Annotated in this window: 15 protein-coding genes; 2 read left to right on the top strand and 13 right to left on the bottom strand. The window is 70.0% G+C overall.

Annotated features, from left to right (window positions below; translation table 11 throughout):
* Positions 1 to 60: 60 nt before the first annotated feature.
* From OHU35_RS28100 to OHU35_RS28065, 8 genes are all read right to left on the bottom strand, one after another.
* Positions 61 to 675: a response regulator transcription factor gene (locus OHU35_RS28100; protein ID WP_189723055.1), complete on the bottom strand. Its 615-nt coding sequence runs from the start codon at positions 673 to 675 to the stop codon at positions 61 to 63.
* Positions 672 to 1841, bottom strand: a complete 1170-nt coding sequence (locus tag OHU35_RS28095; RefSeq protein ID WP_405507296.1) for a sensor histidine kinase — start codon at positions 1839 to 1841, stop codon at positions 672 to 674. The genes OHU35_RS28100 and OHU35_RS28095 overlap by 4 nt, the downstream gene beginning before the upstream one ends.
* Positions 1838 to 2578 (bottom strand): ABC transporter permease, encoded by a 741-nt coding sequence (locus OHU35_RS28090; protein WP_189723053.1) that lies wholly within the window; start codon positions 2576 to 2578, stop codon positions 1838 to 1840. The genes OHU35_RS28095 and OHU35_RS28090 overlap by 4 nt, the downstream gene beginning before the upstream one ends.
* Positions 2575 to 3486 carry an ABC transporter ATP-binding protein gene (locus tag OHU35_RS28085; protein ID WP_189723052.1) on the bottom strand — a complete coding sequence of 304 codons (912 nt, stop codon included), beginning with the start codon at positions 3484 to 3486 and terminating at the stop codon, positions 2575 to 2577. The genes OHU35_RS28090 and OHU35_RS28085 overlap by 4 nt, the downstream gene beginning before the upstream one ends.
* Before the next feature lie 142 nt (positions 3487 to 3628).
* Positions 3629 to 6112 (bottom strand): hypothetical protein, encoded by a 2484-nt coding sequence (locus OHU35_RS28080; protein ID WP_405507293.1) that lies wholly within the window; start codon positions 6110 to 6112, stop codon positions 3629 to 3631.
* Between the two features lie 155 nt (positions 6113 to 6267).
* On the bottom strand, positions 6268 to 6678 hold the full coding sequence (locus OHU35_RS28075; protein WP_359886662.1) for a DUF6113 family protein: 411 nt from the start codon (positions 6676 to 6678) through the stop codon (positions 6268 to 6270).
* Positions 6675 to 7535 (bottom strand): N-acetyl-1-D-myo-inositol-2-amino-2-deoxy-alpha-D-glucopyranoside deacetylase, encoded by an 861-nt coding sequence (gene mshB, locus OHU35_RS28070; protein ID WP_359886665.1) that lies wholly within the window; start codon positions 7533 to 7535, stop codon positions 6675 to 6677. Before mshB ends, OHU35_RS28075 begins: the two co-directional genes overlap by 4 nt.
* Positions 7536 to 7596: 61 nt before the next feature.
* Positions 7597 to 7791 carry a hypothetical protein gene (locus tag OHU35_RS28065; protein ID WP_189190144.1) on the bottom strand — a complete coding sequence of 65 codons (195 nt, stop codon included), beginning with the start codon at positions 7789 to 7791 and terminating at the stop codon, positions 7597 to 7599.
* Between the two features lie 177 nt (positions 7792 to 7968).
* Here OHU35_RS28065 and OHU35_RS28060 point away from each other — a divergent pair, with 177 nt between their 5' ends.
* Both OHU35_RS28060 and OHU35_RS28055 read left to right on the top strand, forming a co-directional pair.
* Positions 7969 to 10089 (top strand): prolyl oligopeptidase family serine peptidase, encoded by a 2121-nt coding sequence (locus tag OHU35_RS28060; RefSeq protein ID WP_405507290.1) that lies wholly within the window; start codon positions 7969 to 7971, stop codon positions 10087 to 10089.
* A gap of 249 nt (positions 10090 to 10338) precedes the next feature.
* Complete coding sequence (locus OHU35_RS28055; RefSeq protein ID WP_405507288.1) at positions 10339 to 10779, top strand: GNAT family N-acetyltransferase; 441 nt, start codon at positions 10339 to 10341, stop codon at positions 10777 to 10779.
* 138 nt (positions 10780 to 10917) lie between these two features.
* Here the strand turns inward: OHU35_RS28055 and OHU35_RS28050 are convergent, their stop codons facing one another.
* From OHU35_RS28050 to OHU35_RS28030, 5 genes are all read right to left on the bottom strand, one after another.
* A complete protein-coding gene (locus tag OHU35_RS28050) occupies positions 10918 to 12066 on the bottom strand; it encodes an ABC transporter ATP-binding protein (RefSeq protein ID WP_189723047.1) in 1149 nt (382 codons plus the stop codon).
* On the bottom strand, positions 12059 to 13117 hold the full coding sequence (locus OHU35_RS28045) for an ABC transporter ATP-binding protein (RefSeq protein WP_189723046.1): 1059 nt from the start codon (positions 13115 to 13117) through the stop codon (positions 12059 to 12061). Before OHU35_RS28045 ends, OHU35_RS28050 begins: the two co-directional genes overlap by 8 nt.
* Before the next feature lie 11 nt (positions 13118 to 13128).
* Positions 13129 to 14091: an ABC transporter permease gene (locus tag OHU35_RS28040; protein ID WP_189723045.1), complete on the bottom strand. Its 963-nt coding sequence runs from the start codon at positions 14089 to 14091 to the stop codon at positions 13129 to 13131.
* Positions 14084 to 15013 (bottom strand): ABC transporter permease, encoded by a 930-nt coding sequence (locus OHU35_RS28035; protein WP_189723044.1) that lies wholly within the window; start codon positions 15011 to 15013, stop codon positions 14084 to 14086. The genes OHU35_RS28040 and OHU35_RS28035 overlap by 8 nt, the downstream gene beginning before the upstream one ends.
* Before the next feature lie 132 nt (positions 15014 to 15145).
* Complete coding sequence (locus OHU35_RS28030) at positions 15146 to 16759, bottom strand: ABC transporter substrate-binding protein (protein WP_189723043.1); 1614 nt, start codon at positions 16757 to 16759, stop codon at positions 15146 to 15148.
* Positions 16760 to 17218 lie beyond the last annotated feature (459 nt).

Here is a 17218-nt window from a genome sequence, read left to right as displayed (position 1 = left end):
TGTGTGGCGTGTGCGGGTGCGTTGTGGTTGATCGCGCAGTTCCCCGCGCCCCCAAGAGCTTTACAACCAGCCCTTTTCACGTGCTGCTCGGACCGCCTCCGCTCGGTTTCTCACCGCCAGCTTCTGGATGGCTGTGCTGAGGTAGTTGCGGACGGTGCCCTGGGAGAGATGCAGGGTGGCTGCCAGTTCGGCGTTGGTGGAGCCGTCCGCCGCCGCTCTCAGGACCTCCCGCTCTCGGTCCGTGAGGGGGTTGGCGCCGTCCGCCAGGGCCGCTGCCGCAAGGGTCGGGTCGATGACGCGTTCGCCGGTGAGGACCTTGCGGATCGCCTCGGCGAGCTGGGCGGCGGGGGCGTCCTTGACCAGGAAGGCGTCGGCGCCGGACTCCATCGCGCTGCGGAGGTAGCCGGGGCGGCCGAAGGTCGTGAGGATGACCAGCTTCACCGCCGGGAGCTCCTCGTGGAGGCGGGCCGCGGCCTCTATGCCCGTCGCGCCGGGCATCTCGATGTCCAGGAGGGCCACGTCGACCTCGTGTTCGCGGGCCGCTTCCAGGACCTCGTCGCCGCGGGCCACCTGGGCGACGACCTCGATGTCCGCTTCCAGGCCGAGCAGGGCGGCCAGGGCCTCGCGGACCATCGACTGGTCCTCGGCGAGCAGGACCTTGATCGTGCGGCTCATGCCGGGGATCCTACGTCCGCCGGATCGGCCGTCGGCACGCGGGCGACCAGGCGGAAGCCGTGCTTGAGCGGGCCCGCCTCCAGGGTGCCGCCCGCTTTGGCCAGGCGTTCGGTGAGGCCCGTGAGGCCGTTGCCGTAGCCGTCGCCCGGGCCGCCGGAGCCGTTGTCCTCGACGGTGAGTTCGAGCACCGGGCCGTCGAGGGTCTGGCGGCTCAGCAGCTCGACCGTGCAGCGGCCGGCGCCGCTGTGCCGTACGACGTTGGTGACCGCCTCGCGCAGGGCCCAGGCGAGGGCGGACTCGCTCTCCTCGGGGACGCCGGCGAGGCCGGGCGGCTCGGCGGGCAGGTCGGTGGTGACGCCGGCTGCGGTCAGGGCGACCCGGGCACCGGCGAGTTCGGCACTCAGGCGGGGACGTCGGTAGCCGGTGACGGCCTCGCGTACGTCCACCAGGGCCTGGCGGCTGACCTGCTCGATGTCGGCGACCTGCTGGGCCGCCTTGTCCGGCTGCCCGGGCAGCATCCGGCCGGCCAGCTCGCTCTTGAGCGTGATCAGGGAGAGGGAGTGGCCGAGCAGGTCGTGCAGGTCCCGGGCCAGGCGCAGGCGCTCCTCGTTGGCGGCGAGCTGGGCGACGGTGGCGCGGGCCTCGCGCAGGGCGATGGTCGTCCGGACGAGTTCGCGCACGCCGGTCATGGCGAAGCCGCCGAGCAGGGCCGGGATGAGGAGCCCGGACAGATAGGCCAGGCCGTCGTGCGTCGCGAGCCCCACCGCGGTCAGCAGCGCGCACGCGGCGGGGATCGTCCAGCGGGCCATGCGCAGGGGCAGGGCCGCGCCGGAGGCGATCGCGACGTACACGAACAGCACCAGCCACTCGCGGCCCAGGGTGAGGGCGAGGAGCGTGGACTGGGCCGCGAGGACCCCGAGCGAGCCGAGCACCAGGCCGTTGCGCTCGCCGCGGCCGGTACGGAAGATCAGCAGCATGTACCAGGTGACGAACGCGGCCAGGCCGATCCAGCCGAGGATCCGCACGCCCGTGCTGTGGCCGCCGTGCAGCAGGTCGCTGACGGGCGCGCTCAGGTAGACCAGCCAGATGCCGGTCCACAGCGACTTCACCACCCGCTGCCTGCGGTTGACCGGGCGCTGCCCGATGCCGACGCCGACGTCGTTCACGCCTTCAGGGTGTCCTTCCGGTACAGCCAGGCCGCGCCGCCCGCGAACAGGGCGAACGACACCACGAGGACGGCGAGGTCCTGGACGTGCGGGGCGCGGCTCTGCTCGATGGCCCGCCCCAGCGCAGCGTACGCGTGCGTGGGAAGCCACTTCGCGATGTCCTGGAGCCACACCGGGAAGGTCGTCGTCGGCATCCACAGGCCGCCGAGCATCGACAGGCCGAAGTAGGTGATCATCGTGATCGGGCGGACCGCGTCGCCGCTGGCGAGGTAGCCGAGGGCGACGCCGAGCGCGGCGAAGACGAGGCTGCCGGCCCAGATCGCGCCGGTGAGGGCGAGCCACTGCCAGGCGTCCAGGCGTACGCCCTTCACGGCCGCCGCGACGGCGAAGACGATGACGATGGACGGCAGGCTGACGACGGCGGCGCTCGCGGTCTTGGCAAGGACGTAGCCGCGGCCCGGCAGGGTGGTCAGGCGCAGTTGCCGCACCCAGCCGTCCTCGCGCTCCCTGGCGATGCGCTCGCTGTTGCCCATGAGGACGGCCGTGAGAGCGCCGAAGGAGGCCATGGAGACCATCATGTAGGTCGGCAGGGTCAGGCCGGTGCCGGGGAGTTTCGTGGTGCTGTCGGAGTTGCCCGCGATGATCAGGAACAGGATCGACGGGTAGAGCACGGAGAAGAAGAGGAACTTGCGGTTGCGCAGGGCGCGGGTGAGTTCCAGCTTGATCAGGCTGTTCACTTCGACTTCGCCTCCTCGGCGGCGGTGATCGCGACGAAGGCCTGCTCCAGACCGAGCCCGGCGACTTCGAGATTGCGGGGGTAGACGCCGAGGCCGTAGAGGGCGTGGACGGTCGCGTCGGCGTCGGTGGACTGGATGCGGACGGTCCGACCGGAGAGCGCCAGGGAGGTCAGGAACGGCAGGCCGCGCAGGGCCGCCTCGTCGACGTCGCCCGCCAGGTCGAAGGAGACGCGGCGGGCGCCCGCCTTGGCCTTGATCTCGGCGGCCGTGCCGTCGGCGAGGAGCCGGCCGCGGTGCAGCACCAGGACCCGGTCGGCGACGGCGTCGGCCTCTTCGAGGTAGTGGGTGGCGAAGAGGACGGTCCGTCCCTGGTCGGCCTGCTCGCGCATGGTGGCCCAGAAGGCCTGGCGGGTGGTGACGTCCATGCCGGTGGTGGGCTCGTCCAGGACGATGAGGTCGCTGTCGCCCGCGGTGGCGAGGGCGAAGCGGACGCGCTGGGCCTGGCCGCCGGAGAGCTTGTTGACCTTGCGGTCGGCGATCTGCGCGATGCCCGCGCGGGACAGGACCTCGGAGGGCCGGTACGGCTTCGGGTGCAGGTCGCAGGCGAGCCGCACCAGCTCAGCGACCGTGACCTCGTCCATCAGCCCGCCGCTCTGCAGCATGGCACCCACGCGCCCGGCGACGATGGCCTCCCGGGGGCCGGTTCCGAAGAGGCGGACCGTGCCGCTGTCGGGCTTCTTGAGACCGAGGAGCAGATCGAGGGTGGTGGACTTGCCGGCGCCGTTGGGGCCGAGGAGCGCCACGGTCTCCCCCGGACGCAGGGTCAGGGTCAGTCCGTCCACGGCCCGGACGGTGTCGTATGCCTTGCTCACCTGGTCGAACGCGACCACCGAGGCTGTCGTTGTCATACGGCCATGGTGGCTTCGGGGGTGTCGGCGGGGGCAGTGTCGGGCGTCCCGAGTGCCGGATGACAGATGTCATGCCGCGGGGGTGACAACGCCGGACAGCCCCTGCCCGATGGGGCAGGGGCTGTCGTCATTCAGGCGGGGATCAGCTCGGGTTGGTGTCGATGACCGCGGTGCGCTCCGCCGTCGTCTTGCCGCGCAGCGCCTTGCGCAGCGCGGAGACGACGTCCTGCGGCAGCACGTCACGCTTCCCGGTGGCCGTCTGGATCTGCACGCCGTCGAAGGTCGTGCCGTACGCCTCCTTGAGCGCCTTCAGGTCGTAGGTCTCGACGAGCTTGCCGTCGACGGCCTTGAACCCGAGGATCTTCGGCAGCGACAGCGCGCCGAACGGGATGCTGTGCGCCGCGTCGGTCTGCACGATGGCCTTGGCCGACATCGCGGGCTGCGCGAAGTCCTTCAGCACCCGGTCGACCTCGGCGTTCGAGACGGTCGGCTGCCGGGTGGTGGTCGGGAGGTTCACCGCGCCGGACGTGCCGGTCTCCACCTGGGTGCGGTAGGCCTCCTCGATCGCCGCGGTCGACTTGTCGACGTCGATGCCCTGGCCCGCCTTGCCGTACACGGCGACGGCCTTGCCGCCCTGGAACTTGATGGTGCCGTCGGACGACGAGCCGGAGCCGCCCGCGGCGGTCTCCAGGGACGCGTGCAGCTTCTCCTCGTCGATCGGCATGACGGGAGTGACCACGCGGTGGTTGCCGAAGAGCGAGCCGATCACGGAGACCGGGTTGTAGTCGCTCTTCGCCGCCGCGTCGGCCGTGGCGTCCATGTCGAACTGGAGGCCCGCGTTGTCCGGGTCGAGGGGCACGGTCTTGCCGCCCACGGACAGCTTCAGCGGCTTGCCCGCAGGGGCGTCGAAGGCCTCGTCGAGCTTCTTGACCGCGCCGTCACGGGTGGTGCCGCCGATGTCGACGCCGAGGACGGTGGTGCCCTTGGGGACGTCGGTGCGGTTCATCAGCAGGCCGGCGCCGTAGAGGCCGCCGGCGACGACGACCACGCCGACCGCGAGCAGCACGAGCTTGTTGCGCCCCTTCTTCTTCGGCGCCTTCGAGGAGCTCGCCGGGGGCGGGGAGACCGGCTCGGGCAGCTTCGGGGCCGCGTGCGGCACCGGGCCTTCGCCGGGCGCGCCCGGGCCGAACGGGGAGGCAGCGCCGGACGGCACGACCGGGATACCGCTGGTGACGGTGTGCCCGGAGACGTTGTCATGGCGGGGGCCGTAGCCCTGGCCGTCCGGTTCGGGGGCCGGCTTCTGCGGGGTGAGGATGGCGGTGTCGTCGCTCATACCGCCGCCGGGGGCGCCGCCCAGGGGGCCGGGGCCACCGGCACCGGCGGGGCCGCCGGGGTTGGCCGCACCCGGGCCTCCGGGGCCGCCCGGGCCTCCGGGGCCGCCCGGGCCTCCGGGGCCGCTCTTGCCGGCAGGGCCGCCGGGCGCGCCCGGGCGACCGGGTCCACCGGGCCCGCCTATGGCTCCGGGGCCGGCGGGTGCGCCGGGGCCTCCCGGCCGGCCGGGGTCGTTGAAGGCGCTGGGGGCGCCGGGCCTGCCCGGCTCGTTGAAGCCACCGGGTCCACCAGGACCGCCGGGCCCGCCAGGGCGGCCGGGGGCACCCGGTCCACCCGGTCCGGCGAAGGCGCCGGGACCGCTCTGCTCGGTGAAGCCGCCCGGTGCGCCGGGCCCACCGGCCGGCGGCGCCATCGGGCCGTCACCGGTGACCGGACCGCCGGTCGGGCCGGCCGGGCCCTGGGAGCCGGGGCCGCCCTGGCCCACACGGTCGTTCTCCGAGAAGTACGGCAGATCGTCGCGGCGCGGTTCGCCACCACCACTGCCAGGGGCGGGACGCGAACCGTTGCCCAGCGGGCCCGCCGCCAGTGCCTCGGTGACGTCGAAGGAGCCGGTGCCGCCGCCGTGCCCGGGCGCGACGGGTCCGCCGGTCGCGCCGCCGGGGAGCCCGGCACCGTTCGTACCGCCGGACCGGGAACCACCCGGCGCGCCCATGGAGCCGACCACGCCTCCGGGCCGCCCGGCACCGGGCCGAGCCCCGCCGGACGCACCGGCACCGGGAGCGCCCGCACCAGGGGCGCCCGCGCCGGGACCGCCCGCCGCCGGGTTCGAACCGCCCGGCAGACCGGCCCCGTTGGTGGAGCCGCCGCCCTGACCGCCCGGACCCGTGCCGGACTTGCGGGGCGCGAACCAGTCGCTGGTCGGCTTGTCGTCGGCGGACGGCGCGGGCTCGGCGGGAGGCTCGACCGTGCCGGTGCCCCTGGAGGTGGCGGCCCCCGGCGCGGACGCCTCGTTGCCGGTGCCCGCACCGGTCCCGGTGTCGCCCGAGCCCTCCGCATCCCCGACGGGCTTGCGCACCACCACGGGCGGAATGGGCCGTGACCCGGGGATGTTGATCCGGATCCGGGTCGTCAGCGTGGTCTCGGTCTTGCGTTCCTCCGGCCGCGCGGCCGAACGGCCCGCGTCCGTACCGTCGTCGGAGACCTTCGGGGTCCCGTACGGCGGCGTACCCGACGGGTAGGCGGCTCCACCGCGCCCGTTGGGCCCGGAGGACGGAGTGTCAGTTTCACGACTCAAGGCAGGTTCTCCCGGTTGGCTCCGCCGCCCGACACAACCTCACGCGGGCAGCTCGGCGGCGCGCACCACCATACTGGCCACTTCTGGCCCGTATCCCACGACCGCCGGGAATCCCACACCGGACCCCCACGGGCACGTCCTGGCGAAGTGGTACGTCATTTGGCAAGTCGGACGGGACCGCCGTCTGGTTGCCGCCCCGGGGCGAGGGTGGCGCACATCACAGCCACACCGATGCCCCCGAGCAGGAAGAGATAGGAGCCGCTCCCCGCGGCGAAGAGGAAGTCGCCCTCGGGGCGGCTGGCCGTGAGCAGGATGACGGCGAGCATCCAGCCGGCGGCGGCCGCGACGCCTCCGACCCGGCCGCGGGTGACGCGTGCCGCGCACAGGACGGCCCCGGCCTCCCCGGCGAGGGCGAGCAGCAGCCCGCCCGGGAACCACGCGGGCTGCACCAGCGCCCCGGCCACGCCGACCACGGCCCCGAGCAGGAAGAACCCCAGGCAGGCGGTGACCCGTGCGGCGGACGGCGGCCGCATGGGCTGGGCGAGCATCGGACTCCGGTCGCTCATGAGGCCTCCTCGACGCCGGCGAACAGGTCCGTCTCCCGCTCACCGGAGCCCCGCTCGCCCCGCACCAGCTCGTAGTACTCGGTCGTGAGGAGCGGCTGGGCGAGTTCGTTGGACAGCACGAAATACGGCTCGGCCACGGTGATCTGGGTGGCGTGGGCGCGCATCGCGGCGGCCTTGGCGGCGGCGTGGGCGGTGCCGTCGATCACCGCGGTGATCCGCTCCTCGTCCACGACACCGGGTACGTCGTCGACCGCGGCCGCCTTGGTGAAGGGGAGGCCGGGCAGGTCGTCACGGAGCCGGGCGAAGGACTCCTCCACAACGGGCCGGGGGACCCGGTTCCAGTAGACCTTCGGGACCGGACGGCCGGCCTCGGCGGAGAGTTCGGCCGCGCGCATGGCGACGCGGTGGGCCTGGATGTGGTCGGGATGGCCGTAGCCGCCGTCGTCGTCGTAGGTGACGAGGACCTGGGGGCGTACCTCGCGGATCACCTCGACGAGGTGGGCGGCGGCCTCGTCGACGTCGGCCTGCCAGAAGCAGCCGGGGTCGTCGTTGTCGGGCAGGCCCATCATCCCGGAGTCGCTGTAGCGTCCGGCGCCGCCGAGCAGGCGGACGTCCTGGACGCCGAGCTCGGCCATGGCGGCGGCGAGCTCTTGGCGACGGTGCTGCCCGAGGGCGGCGCCGGTCAGGTGCGCGAGCTCGGGCGGGATGACCTCGCCGCGTTCGCCGAGGGTGCAGGTGACCAGGGTGACGTGGGCACCCTCGGCCGCGTACCTGGCCATGGTGGCGCCGTTGTTGATCGACTCGTCGTCCGGGTGCGCGTGCACCAGCAACAGACGCCGGTCGGGCAGTTCCGTCATGGAACCACCCTACGAGGTCCCACGACCCCGGCTCACGAGGCCGTACGCGGGACCCGGCCGGTCAGAACTTGATGCTGCCGATCATGCCCGCGATGTTCGTCGTCAGCTCGTTGATCGTGGGAGCGACGGTCGAGGAGGCAAGGTAGAAGCCGAGCAGCACGCACACGACCGCATGCCCGCCTTTCAGTCCCGACTTCTTGATCAGCAAGAAGACGATGATCGCCAGCAGCACCACCGCCGAAATCGAGAGTGCCACGGCGGCTCACCTCCAAAGATCCACAAGGTCGCGGGGGGTCGGACTATGGGGGCATTAAATCCGTACAGCAGCCAGCAGGTTCATACCCACTATGCGACATTGATCATAACTATCCGTCCGTGCGCATCGATCGGCGCACGGCCGCACAAGGGGGCGCATGGCCAATATGGTCAGGGCATGACGACCGAGCCTGACTCCTTCCCCCGGCGGCACGCCCGCACCCAGCGCTTCACGCTCGGCGCGCCGCGTTCGTTCAGTGTGGCGCCCGACGGTTCACGTGTTGCGTTCCTGCGCTCCAGCTCCGGTACGGACCGGGCGAGTTCGCTGTGGGTCCTCGACACGGAGGGGGGCGGAGAGCGCGTCGCCGCCGACCCGCGCGCCCTGCTGGGCGACGCCTCGGAGGACCTGTCGCCCGAGGAGCGGGCGCGGCGTGAGCGCAGTCGCGAGGGCGGGGCGGGCATCGTCGGGTACGCCACCGACTCGGCGGTCGAGTTGGCCTCTTTCGCCTTGTCAGGGCGGCTTTTCGCGGCCGAGCTGCGGGCCGGGACGGCGCGTGGACTGCCCACGCCCGGGCCGGTGATCGACCCGCGTCCGTCGCCCGACGGGCGGCACATCGCCTACGTCGCGCAGGGCGCCCTGCGCGTGGTGGGCGCCGAGGGGGACGGCGACCGGGCGCTCGCCGAGCCGGAGTCGGAGAATGTCTCATTCGGGCTCGCCGAGTTCATCGCGGCCGAGGAGATGGGGCGTTCACGCGGTTTCTGGTGGGCGCCGGAGTCGGACCGGCTGCTCGTGGCGCGGGTGGACGACACGCCGGTCGAGCGGTGGTGGATCTCCGATCCGGCGCATCCCGGGCGGGAGCCGCAGCGGGTGGCGTATCCGGCGGCGGGCACCGGCAACGCGGAGGTGCGACTGTTCGTGATCGGCCTGGACGGGCTGCGCACGGAGGTCGCCTGGGATCGGGCGCGGTATCCGTATCTGGCGCATGTCCACTGGTCAGCGGCGGGCGCGCCGCTGCTGCTCGTACAGGCGCGCGACCAGCGCAGCCAGCTGATCCTGGCCGTGGATCCGGAGTCGGGCGCGACGCGGATGGTGCACGCCGACGAAGATCGAACATGGCTTGATCTTTTCCCCGGGGTGCCGTGCTGGAGCCCGTCCGGGCAGCTGGTCCGGATCGCGGACGAGGGCGGTGCGCGGGTGCTGGCGGTCGGGGAACGGCCGCTCACGGGAGCGCACTTGCACGTCCGGGCCGTGCTGGACGTCTCCGACGACGACGTGCTGGTCTCGGCGTCGGCGGGCGAGGAGGCCGGCGAGGCGGAGACGGGCCAGACGCATGTGTACCGGGTGAACGAGCTGGGCCTGGAGCGGGTGTCGCAGGAGCCGGGCGTGCACTCGGCGGTGCGGGCCGGGGACGTCACGGTTCTGGTCTCGGCGACGCTGAATCGGCCAGGTGTGCGGGTGCAGGTACTGCGCGACGGAAAACCGACGGCAACTGTCCCCTCTTACGCCGAAGACCCTGGTATGTCCCCCCGCGTGACGCTCACCGAGGGGGGCGCACGCCGCATCCCGTGCGCCGTGCTTATGCCTCGGGACTACGCCGGTGACACCCCCCTGCCGGTGCTCATGGACCCCTATGGCGGGCCGCACGGGCAGCGGGTGGTCGCCGCGCACAACCCGCACCTCACCTCGCAGTGGTTCGCGGACCACGGTTTCGCGGTGATCGTCGCGGACGGCCGCGGCACGCCGGGCCGCTCCCCGGCGTGGGAGAAGGGGATCCACCACGACTTCACGCTGTCGCTCGACGACCAGGTGGAGGCGCTGCGGGACCTCGCGGAGCGGTATCCCCTGGATCTGTCCCGGGTGGCGATCCGCGGCTGGTCCTTCGGCGGCTGGCTGGCGGGCCTCGCGGTGCTGCGCCGCCCCGATGTCTTCCACGCGGGCATCGCGGGGGCGCCGGTGACGGACTGGAGCCTCTACGACACGCACTACACCGAGCGCTACCTGGGCACCCCGGCGGATCACCCGGAGTCGTACGCGGCGAGTTCCCTCGTCACGGCCGACGGTCTGTCCTCCCCCGCCGCGCCGCACCGCCCCCTGATGGTCGTGCACGGCCTCGCCGACGACAACGTGGTCGTCGCCCACGCCCTGCGCCTCTCCTCGGCCCTCCTGGCCGCCGGCCGCCCGCACGAGGTGCTGCCGCTGTCCGGGGTCACGCACATCACCCCCCAGGAACAGGTCGCGGAGAACCTGCTCCTCCTCCAGGTCGACTTCCTGAAGCGCTCCCTGGGCATCACCACCTGAGCGCACGGCAACGGGCCGGGACGACATGGCGCGCCCCGGCCCGTTTACGGCACCCGCACGGCCGTACGCTGTCCAGCCTGACGCGTCCGTATATCGGGACCGGGTCGGCTAAGTTGCCTGTGTGTTAACGGAGTTCGCGGGGGTTTGCGGGGGTGTGCGGCCTCGGATACCAGGAGTCAGGGGCAGCGGTCGAACCCGTCCGAGGCAAACTTGGTTGCCGTTCGAAACGCGCTCGGGTTTCCTGTGCCGATGTCCGAACTTCGCACCGAGCAGCCGCATGACGACGCCGGTCTCAGAGACTGGCAGCACGTCCACAACGTGATCATTCCTACTCACGTTCTTTCTCTGGCCGAGGTACGGGAACGTGCCGGACGCAACCACCTCGAAGTCGCCTACCTCGATGACGTGCTCGTGGGTTGCAGCACGGTGCGCCCGCCCACGGGCGACACGCTCACGGCGACCGTGATCGCCCGGACGCTCCCCGCTCACCGTGGTCAGGGGTTCGGCACCGAGCTCTATGCGCGAGGGGTCGCCCGGGCGCGCGACCTGGGCGCGGAGACGATCGAGACGGTCGTGCTCTCCAGCAACGAGGACGGACTGCGGTTCGCAAAGAAACGGGGGTTCGTCGAGATCGAACGGTACCTGCTGCCGGGTGACACCATCCCCTGGATCGATCTGCGCCTCTCCTGACACCGGACCGCCGGCCAGGGACGACTTGACGCTCTCTGACAGCACGTACGACGCGACGGGTAACGACACCGATTCCCGGCACCGATGTCGGTGCCGGGAACGCGGGGCCGGGTACAGCGGCCGGGTCCTGACCGCAGCTCACACCGCGTGGACGACGTCCTTCTCCTCGGCGAAGTGGCACGCGGACTCGTGCGCTGCCGGCGTGTCCGTGCCCTCGAAGCGCTGGGGGACCGCCAGCAGGGGCACCTCCTCGGCGCACTTGTCCTGGGCCTTCCAGCAGCGGGTGCGGAAACGGCAGCCCGAGGGCGGGTTGGCCGGGGACGGAACGTCGCCGGTGAGGATGATGCGCTCGCGGCCCTCGCGGGACTCCGGGTCGGGGACCGGGACGGCCGAGAGCAGCGCCTGGGTGTACGGGTGGGTCGGGTGGTCGTAGATCTCCGCGTCCGAGCCGATCTCGGCCATCTTGCCGAGGTACATGACCCCGACCCGGTCCGAGATGTGCCGGACGATCGACAGGTCGTGCGCGATGAAGAGGTAGGAGAGGTTGAACTCGTCCTGGAGCTTCTCCATCAGGTTGATGACCTGCGCTTGGACGGACACGTCCAGCGCGGAGACCGGCTCGTCGCAGATGATGATCTCGGGGTTGAGCGCGAGGCCGCGGGCGATGCCGATGCGCTGGCGCTGACCGCCCGAGAACTGGTGCGGATAGCGGTTGATGTACTCGGGGTTGAGACCGACGACGTCCAGCAGGTCCTGGACCTTGCGACGGCGGTCGCCCTTGGGAGCCACCTCGGGGTGGATCTCGAAGGTCTCGCCGATGATGTCGCCCACCGTCATACGGGGGTTGAGCGAGGTGTACGGGTCCTGGAACACCATCTGGATGTTCCGGCGCACCGCCTTCAGCGCACGCCCGGACAGCTTGGTGATGTCCTGGCCCTTGTAGAAGATCTCGCCCGCGGTCGCCTTCTCCAGCATCATCAGCAGCTTGGCGACCGTGGACTTGCCACAGCCGGACTCGCCCACGATGCCGAGCGTCTCGCCCTGGTAGAGGTCGAAGGAGATGCCGTCGACCGCCTTGACCGCCCCGACCTGCTTCTTGAAGAGGACGCCCTGGGTGAGCGGGAAGTGCTTCACCAGGTTGCGCACCTGCAGGATCGGCTCGCCCCGCTCGACCGGCGCCTCGATCGCGGCGACCGCCTCCGTCTCGGAGTGGGCGTCGACGACCTCGACCTCGGAGACGTTCGGCGTGGCGTCCTGCGGCTCGCCGGTCTTGCTGAGCTCAGCCATGGATCGTCTCCTTCCAGAAGTGGCAGGCCGATCCGCGGCCGGCCAGCTCGGTGCCGTCCCGCTCGGCGACCGGGTGCAGCGCCGGAATGTCCGTACGGCAGACGTCCTGGGCCTGGGGGCAGCGCGGGTTGAAGGCGCAACCGGACGGGATGCGCAGCAGGTTGGGCGGCAGACCCTTGATCGCGTACAGCTCCTGGCCCTTCTGGTCCAGGCGCGGGATCGAGTCCAGCAGACCCTTGGTGTACGGGTGCGCGGGCCGCTTGTACAGCTCGTGCACCGGGGCGGTCTCCACGATCCGGCCCGCGTACATCACCGCGATCTTGTCCGCGACGTCGGCGACGACGCCGAGGTCGTGGGTGATCAGGATGAGACCCATGTTGTACTCGCGCTGCAGCTCCGCGAGCAGGTCCATGACCTGGGCCTGGACCGTCACGTCGAGGGCCGTGGTCGGCTCGTCGGCGATGATCAGGTCCGGCTCCAGGGCAAGCGCCATCGCGATCATGATGCGCTGGCGCATACCGCCGGAGAACTGGTGCGGGTAGTCGTTCACCCGGGCCGCGGCGGCCGGGATCTTCACCCGGTCCATCAGCTCGATCGACTTGGCCTTGGCGTCCTTCTTGGACATGCCCTGGTGGACGCGGAACATCTCGCTGAGCTGATAGCCCACGGAGAGCACCGGGTTCAGCGAGGACAGCGCGTCCTGGAAGATCATCGCGATCTTGCTGCCGCGGATCTTCCGGCGCTCCTCGTTGGACATCTTCAGCATGTCCTGGCCGCGGAAGAGGATCTCCCCCTTCGGGATGCGGCCGGGCGGCATGTCGAGGATGCCCATGATGGCCTGGGCGGTGACGGACTTGCCGGAGCCGGACTCGCCGAGCACGGCGAGCGTCTCGCCCGCGGCGACGGAGTAGTTGACGCCGTTGACGGCCTTGGCGACCCCGTCACGGGTGCGGAACTCCACGTGCAGGTCGCGGACTTCGAGCAGCGGGCGGCCCGAGTCCTCGGCGCCGTTGGGCGCGGGACTCTCGGCCGTTTCATCGATGGTGGTCACGTACGCCTCCCTCAGCGCAGCTTGGGGTCGAGGGCGTTGCGTACCGCATCGCCGAACATCAGGAACGAGAGCACCGTGATCGAGACCATCACCGACGGGATGATCAGGGTGTGGGGGGCGATACGGAGCTGCTCACGTCCACGCGCCACGTCGCCGCCCCAGGACACCGCCGTGTCACCGAGGCCCACGCCCAGGAAGGACAGGGTGGCTTCGGCCGCGATGTAGCCGCCGAGCGCGATGGTCGCCACGACGATGATGGGCGCGAGCGCGTTGGGCAGGATGTGCCGGAACAGGATCCGGGACGTCGATGCGCCGAGTGCCTTGGCGGCCACCACGTAGTCCGCCTGCTTGATGGTGATCACGGCACCGCGGGCGACACGGGCGATCTGGGTCCAGCCGAGGAAGGCGAGGGCCATGATGACGACCCAGACGGTGCGGTCGTCGAAGGAGTTGAGCACCACCAGGGCACCGAGCAGGAACGGGATGCCGAGGAAGATGTCGGTCACCCGCGAGAGCAGGGTGTCGGTCCAGCCGCCGAAGTAGCCGGCGATCATGCCGATGACCGTGCCGATGACGGTGACGGCGAGGCTGACACCCACGGCGACGGTGATCGAGGCGCGGGCACCGTAGACGACCCGTGCGTAGATCGAGCGGCCCTGGACGTCGTAGCCGAACCAGTCCGGGGCGAAGACGTGGCCCCAGTTCGGCTTCCCGAGGTAGTGCTTGGCCAGATCGGCGTCGCGCGGCGAGGCGCTGGTGAACAGTCCCGGCCAGAGCGACATCACCAGCAGGAACACGATCAGCACGGCCGATATCAGAAACAGCGGGTTGCGCCGCAGGTCGTGCCAGGCGTCGGACCACAGGCTGCGCGCCTTCTCGGGAGCCGGGCCGGAGTCGGTCACGACGACGCCCGCGGTGCTCACGGTGTCACCGGGAAGGGCTTCGACCTTCTTCTCGACGGTTTTGTCAGGCATACCGGATCCTCGGGTCCAGGACCGCGTAGAGCAGGTCCACGATCAAGCTGGCAGCGAGGTAGATGAGCACCATCAGCGAGGCGATTCCCACGACCGTGGCGCCCTCGCGCCGGCTGAGGGCGTCGTAGATCTCGATACCGATACCCCGCACGTTGAAGATGCCCTCGGTCACGATGGCGCCGGTCATCAGGCTGCCGATCTCGATACCGAGGAAGGTGACCACGGGAATCAGCGAGTTGCGCATCAGGTGGACACCGACGACACGGCGGCGCGGCAGCCCCTTGGCCACGGCGGTGCGGATGTAGTCGGAGCGCAGGTTCTCCGCGATCGACGTCCGGGTCAATCGGGCGACGTAGGCCAGTGAGAGCGACGCCAATACCGTTGCGGGCAGCGCGAGTTGGGAGAAGTCCGTCGAGTCGGTCACCGTGGGAGTGGTCACCGACCACTTGAACGCGAGCAGGTACTGCAGCAGGAAGCCCAGCACGAAGGACGGCATCGAGACGAGGATCAGCGTCAGCGTCAGCAGTCCGCGGTCCCGCAGCGTGTCGGGGCGCAGGCCGGCGACGACACCGAGGCCGATGCCCACGACCGTGACGAAGGTGAAAGCGAAGAGCGTCAGTCTGATCGTCACCGGGAACGCGTCGGCGATGACGTCCGCGATGGGCCGCTGACTGGCGATCTGGGTACCGAAGTCGCCCTGGAACAGCCCGATCATGTAGTTCGCATACTGCTGAATGAGCGGCTGATCGAGACCGAGGTCCTTCTTGATGCTCGCGACCACCGTCGGGTCGTACGCCTGATCCCCCATCATCGCCCGGACGGGATCGCCGGGCAGGGCGTACATCATGCAGAAGATGAGCAGGGTTGACCCGATGAAGACCGGGATCATCTGGAGCAGTCGTCGTGCGACATAGCGCCCCATAGGTGCCTCCGTGAGGGGTTAACGCAGGTGCGGGGGCCGTCTCTTGGTGACGAGACGGCCCCACGCACCTCCCACCGCCACCGGAGCGGCGGCGGGCTTACGGCCTAGTGGGAAGAGCCTGCGAGGCTCCTCTTACTTGGTGGTGACGGCCCACACTTCGAGGTCACCGTGGAAGTCGACGTTGACGTTGTCGACGTTCTTACCGTGGCCGCCGTTGATGCGGTAGTACCAGAGCGGGATGGCCGGCATGTGCTCGACCAGCTTCTTCTCGACCTCCTGGAAGGCCTTCACCGACTCGTCGAGGGACTTGGCCTTGTCGGCCTTGTTCATCAGCCCGTCGATCTCCTTGTTGGAGAAGCGACCGTTGTTGGCCTCGGCGGTGGTGTGGTACAGCTCCTTCATGAAGTTGGCGTTGACCGGGTAGTCGGCGACCCAGCCACCGCGGTACATGCCCTTCACCTGGTCGTTGTCACGGGCCTCGAGGTCCGTGGCGAAGTCGGGCTTCGGGTCGCCGACGCAGTCGACGCCGGTGGCCTTGCGGATGGACTCGCAGACCGCGGTCACCCACTCCTTGTGCCCACCGTCGGTGTTGTACTGGACGGTGAACTTGTTGCCCGGAACGCCACCGCCCTCCTTGATGAGCTGCTTGGCCTTCGTCGGGTTGTACGTGAACACGTCGGTGTCCAGGTTCTGGTTGCCCTTGACGCCGGGCGGCGTGAAGCCCTTGGCCGGCGTACGGGTGTTGTTCAGAACCGTCTTGGTGATCGTGTCACGGTCGATCGCCATCGACAGACCCTGCAGGACCTTCGGGTCGATGTCCTTGAAGGTCTTGGAGTAGAACGCCGGCGTCAGCGTCTGGATGGCCGCGTACGGCTGCTCGATGGCGCCGTCGCCCAGGTCCTGCTTGTACTTCGGCAGGTCCGTCGGGCCGACCTGGCGGATCATGTCCAGGTTGCCGGAGACGACGTCCTTGTAGGCGGCCTCGAGCGTCGTGTAGGCCTTGAACTGGACGCCCTTGTTCTTCGCCTTGTTCGGGCCCTGGTACGCGTCCCAGGCCTTGACCTGGATGAGCTTCTTGTGGTCCCACTTCTCGAACTTGTAGGGACCGTTGCCGACCGGCTTCTGGCCGAAGGCCTTCGGGTCGTCGTAGAAGACCTTGGGCAGCGGGGCCCATGTGGTGTAGCCCAGCTTGTAGTTGAAGTACGGCATGGTGTTCTTCAACTCGATGGTGAAGGTGTGGTCGTCCACGGCCTTCAGGCCGGACATGGTCTCGGCCTTCGGGTCACCCTTCTCCGGGTGGACATCGTCGTAGCCCTTGATGTCCTGGAACCAGAAGGAGTTCTGCTGGTTGTTCTTGATGTTGGCGTACCAGTTCCAAGCGTCGATGTACGACTTGGAGGTGACTTCCTCGCCGTTGTGGAACTTCCAGCCCTTCTTGAGCTTGACCGTCCACGTCTTCGAGTCCTTGGTCGTGACCGACTCGGCGTTCGTGTAGACGACGTTGCCCTTGCCGTCGAAGTCCAGCAGCTGCGTGAACAGGGACTGGATGACGTACGAGCCGTTGCTCTCGTTGGTGTCGGCCGGGATCAGCGGCTTCTGCGGCTCGCCGACGTCGATCGACACGTACCCCGCAGGTCCGGAACCCTTGCTCTTCCCCTCACCATCACTGTCGCCGCCGCAGGCAGTGGCGGCCAGAGCGACGACTATCGCCCCCGCGACCCACTTGGCGCTCTTGGCACCGCGCATGGGTTCCTCCTATGAAGTCATTGGTTCACCGCGAAGGGAGCACACGACACATCACGGCCCCCGCCCGTCGCCGGTGCCGGAATTCGTCGAGTGCCCCCGCGCTCGTGAGTCGCGCCGCAGCCGGCGAGTGACCCGTTCATCCGAGCTCTACGCGCCTAACTATCTGCCAAACACTGGGACCGAACCACACCCTCGAGGTCTCGGTTCGATCACAGCTCGCGTATACATCTTCCAAAATCCGGACAAAGGGTTTGGTGAGAGATCCCTGCGAAACGGACTTGTTACACATCTATCGGTAGCAGGTGTCCGCATTCCGGACGCGAGAATGAGATAAACGGGTTGCGACTCCCGTAACTCCCGTGCAAGGTGCCACCGGGCGGCTGCCGCCCTGTCAGAAGGCCGCCGCCGCAAGGCCGTTGTTCGGCCTCCGAATCCGGGCAGGGCTCGGCACTTCCGCGA

This window comes from Streptomyces purpurascens (assembly GCF_045040895.1).
Taxonomy (GTDB): Bacteria; Actinomycetota; Actinomycetes; order Streptomycetales; family Streptomycetaceae; genus Streptomyces; species Streptomyces purpurascens.
Note: the sequence above shows the minus strand (reverse complement) of the source record. Positions and strands in the feature narration are given on the sequence as shown.

Coding starts and splice junctions, on each gene's coding strand:
- OHU35_RS28100 (WP_189723055.1), bottom strand. CDS start 675: ATGAGCCGCACGATCAAGGTCCTGCTCGCCGAGGACCAGTCGATGGTC.
- OHU35_RS28085 (WP_189723052.1), bottom strand. CDS start 3,486: ATGACAACGACAGCCTCGGTGGTCGCGTTCGACCAGGTGAGCAAGGCA.
- OHU35_RS28075 (WP_359886662.1), bottom strand. CDS start 6,678: ATGAGCGACCGGAGTCCGATGCTCGCCCAGCCCATGCGGCCGCCGTCC.
- mshB (WP_359886665.1), bottom strand. CDS start 7,535: ATGACGGAACTGCCCGACCGGCGTCTGTTGCTGGTGCACGCGCACCCG.
- OHU35_RS28060 (WP_405507290.1), top strand. CDS start 7,969: ATGACGACCGAGCCTGACTCCTTCCCCCGGCGGCACGCCCGCACCCAG.
- OHU35_RS28055 (WP_405507288.1), top strand. CDS start 10,339: ATGTCCGAACTTCGCACCGAGCAGCCGCATGACGACGCCGGTCTCAGA.
- OHU35_RS28050 (WP_189723047.1), bottom strand. CDS start 12,066: ATGGCTGAGCTCAGCAAGACCGGCGAGCCGCAGGACGCCACGCCGAAC.
- OHU35_RS28040 (WP_189723045.1), bottom strand. CDS start 14,091: ATGCCTGACAAAACCGTCGAGAAGAAGGTCGAAGCCCTTCCCGGTGAC.
- OHU35_RS28035 (WP_189723044.1), bottom strand. CDS start 15,013: ATGGGGCGCTATGTCGCACGACGACTGCTCCAGATGATCCCGGTCTTC.
- OHU35_RS28030 (WP_189723043.1), bottom strand. CDS start 16,759: ATGCGCGGTGCCAAGAGCGCCAAGTGGGTCGCGGGGGCGATAGTCGTC.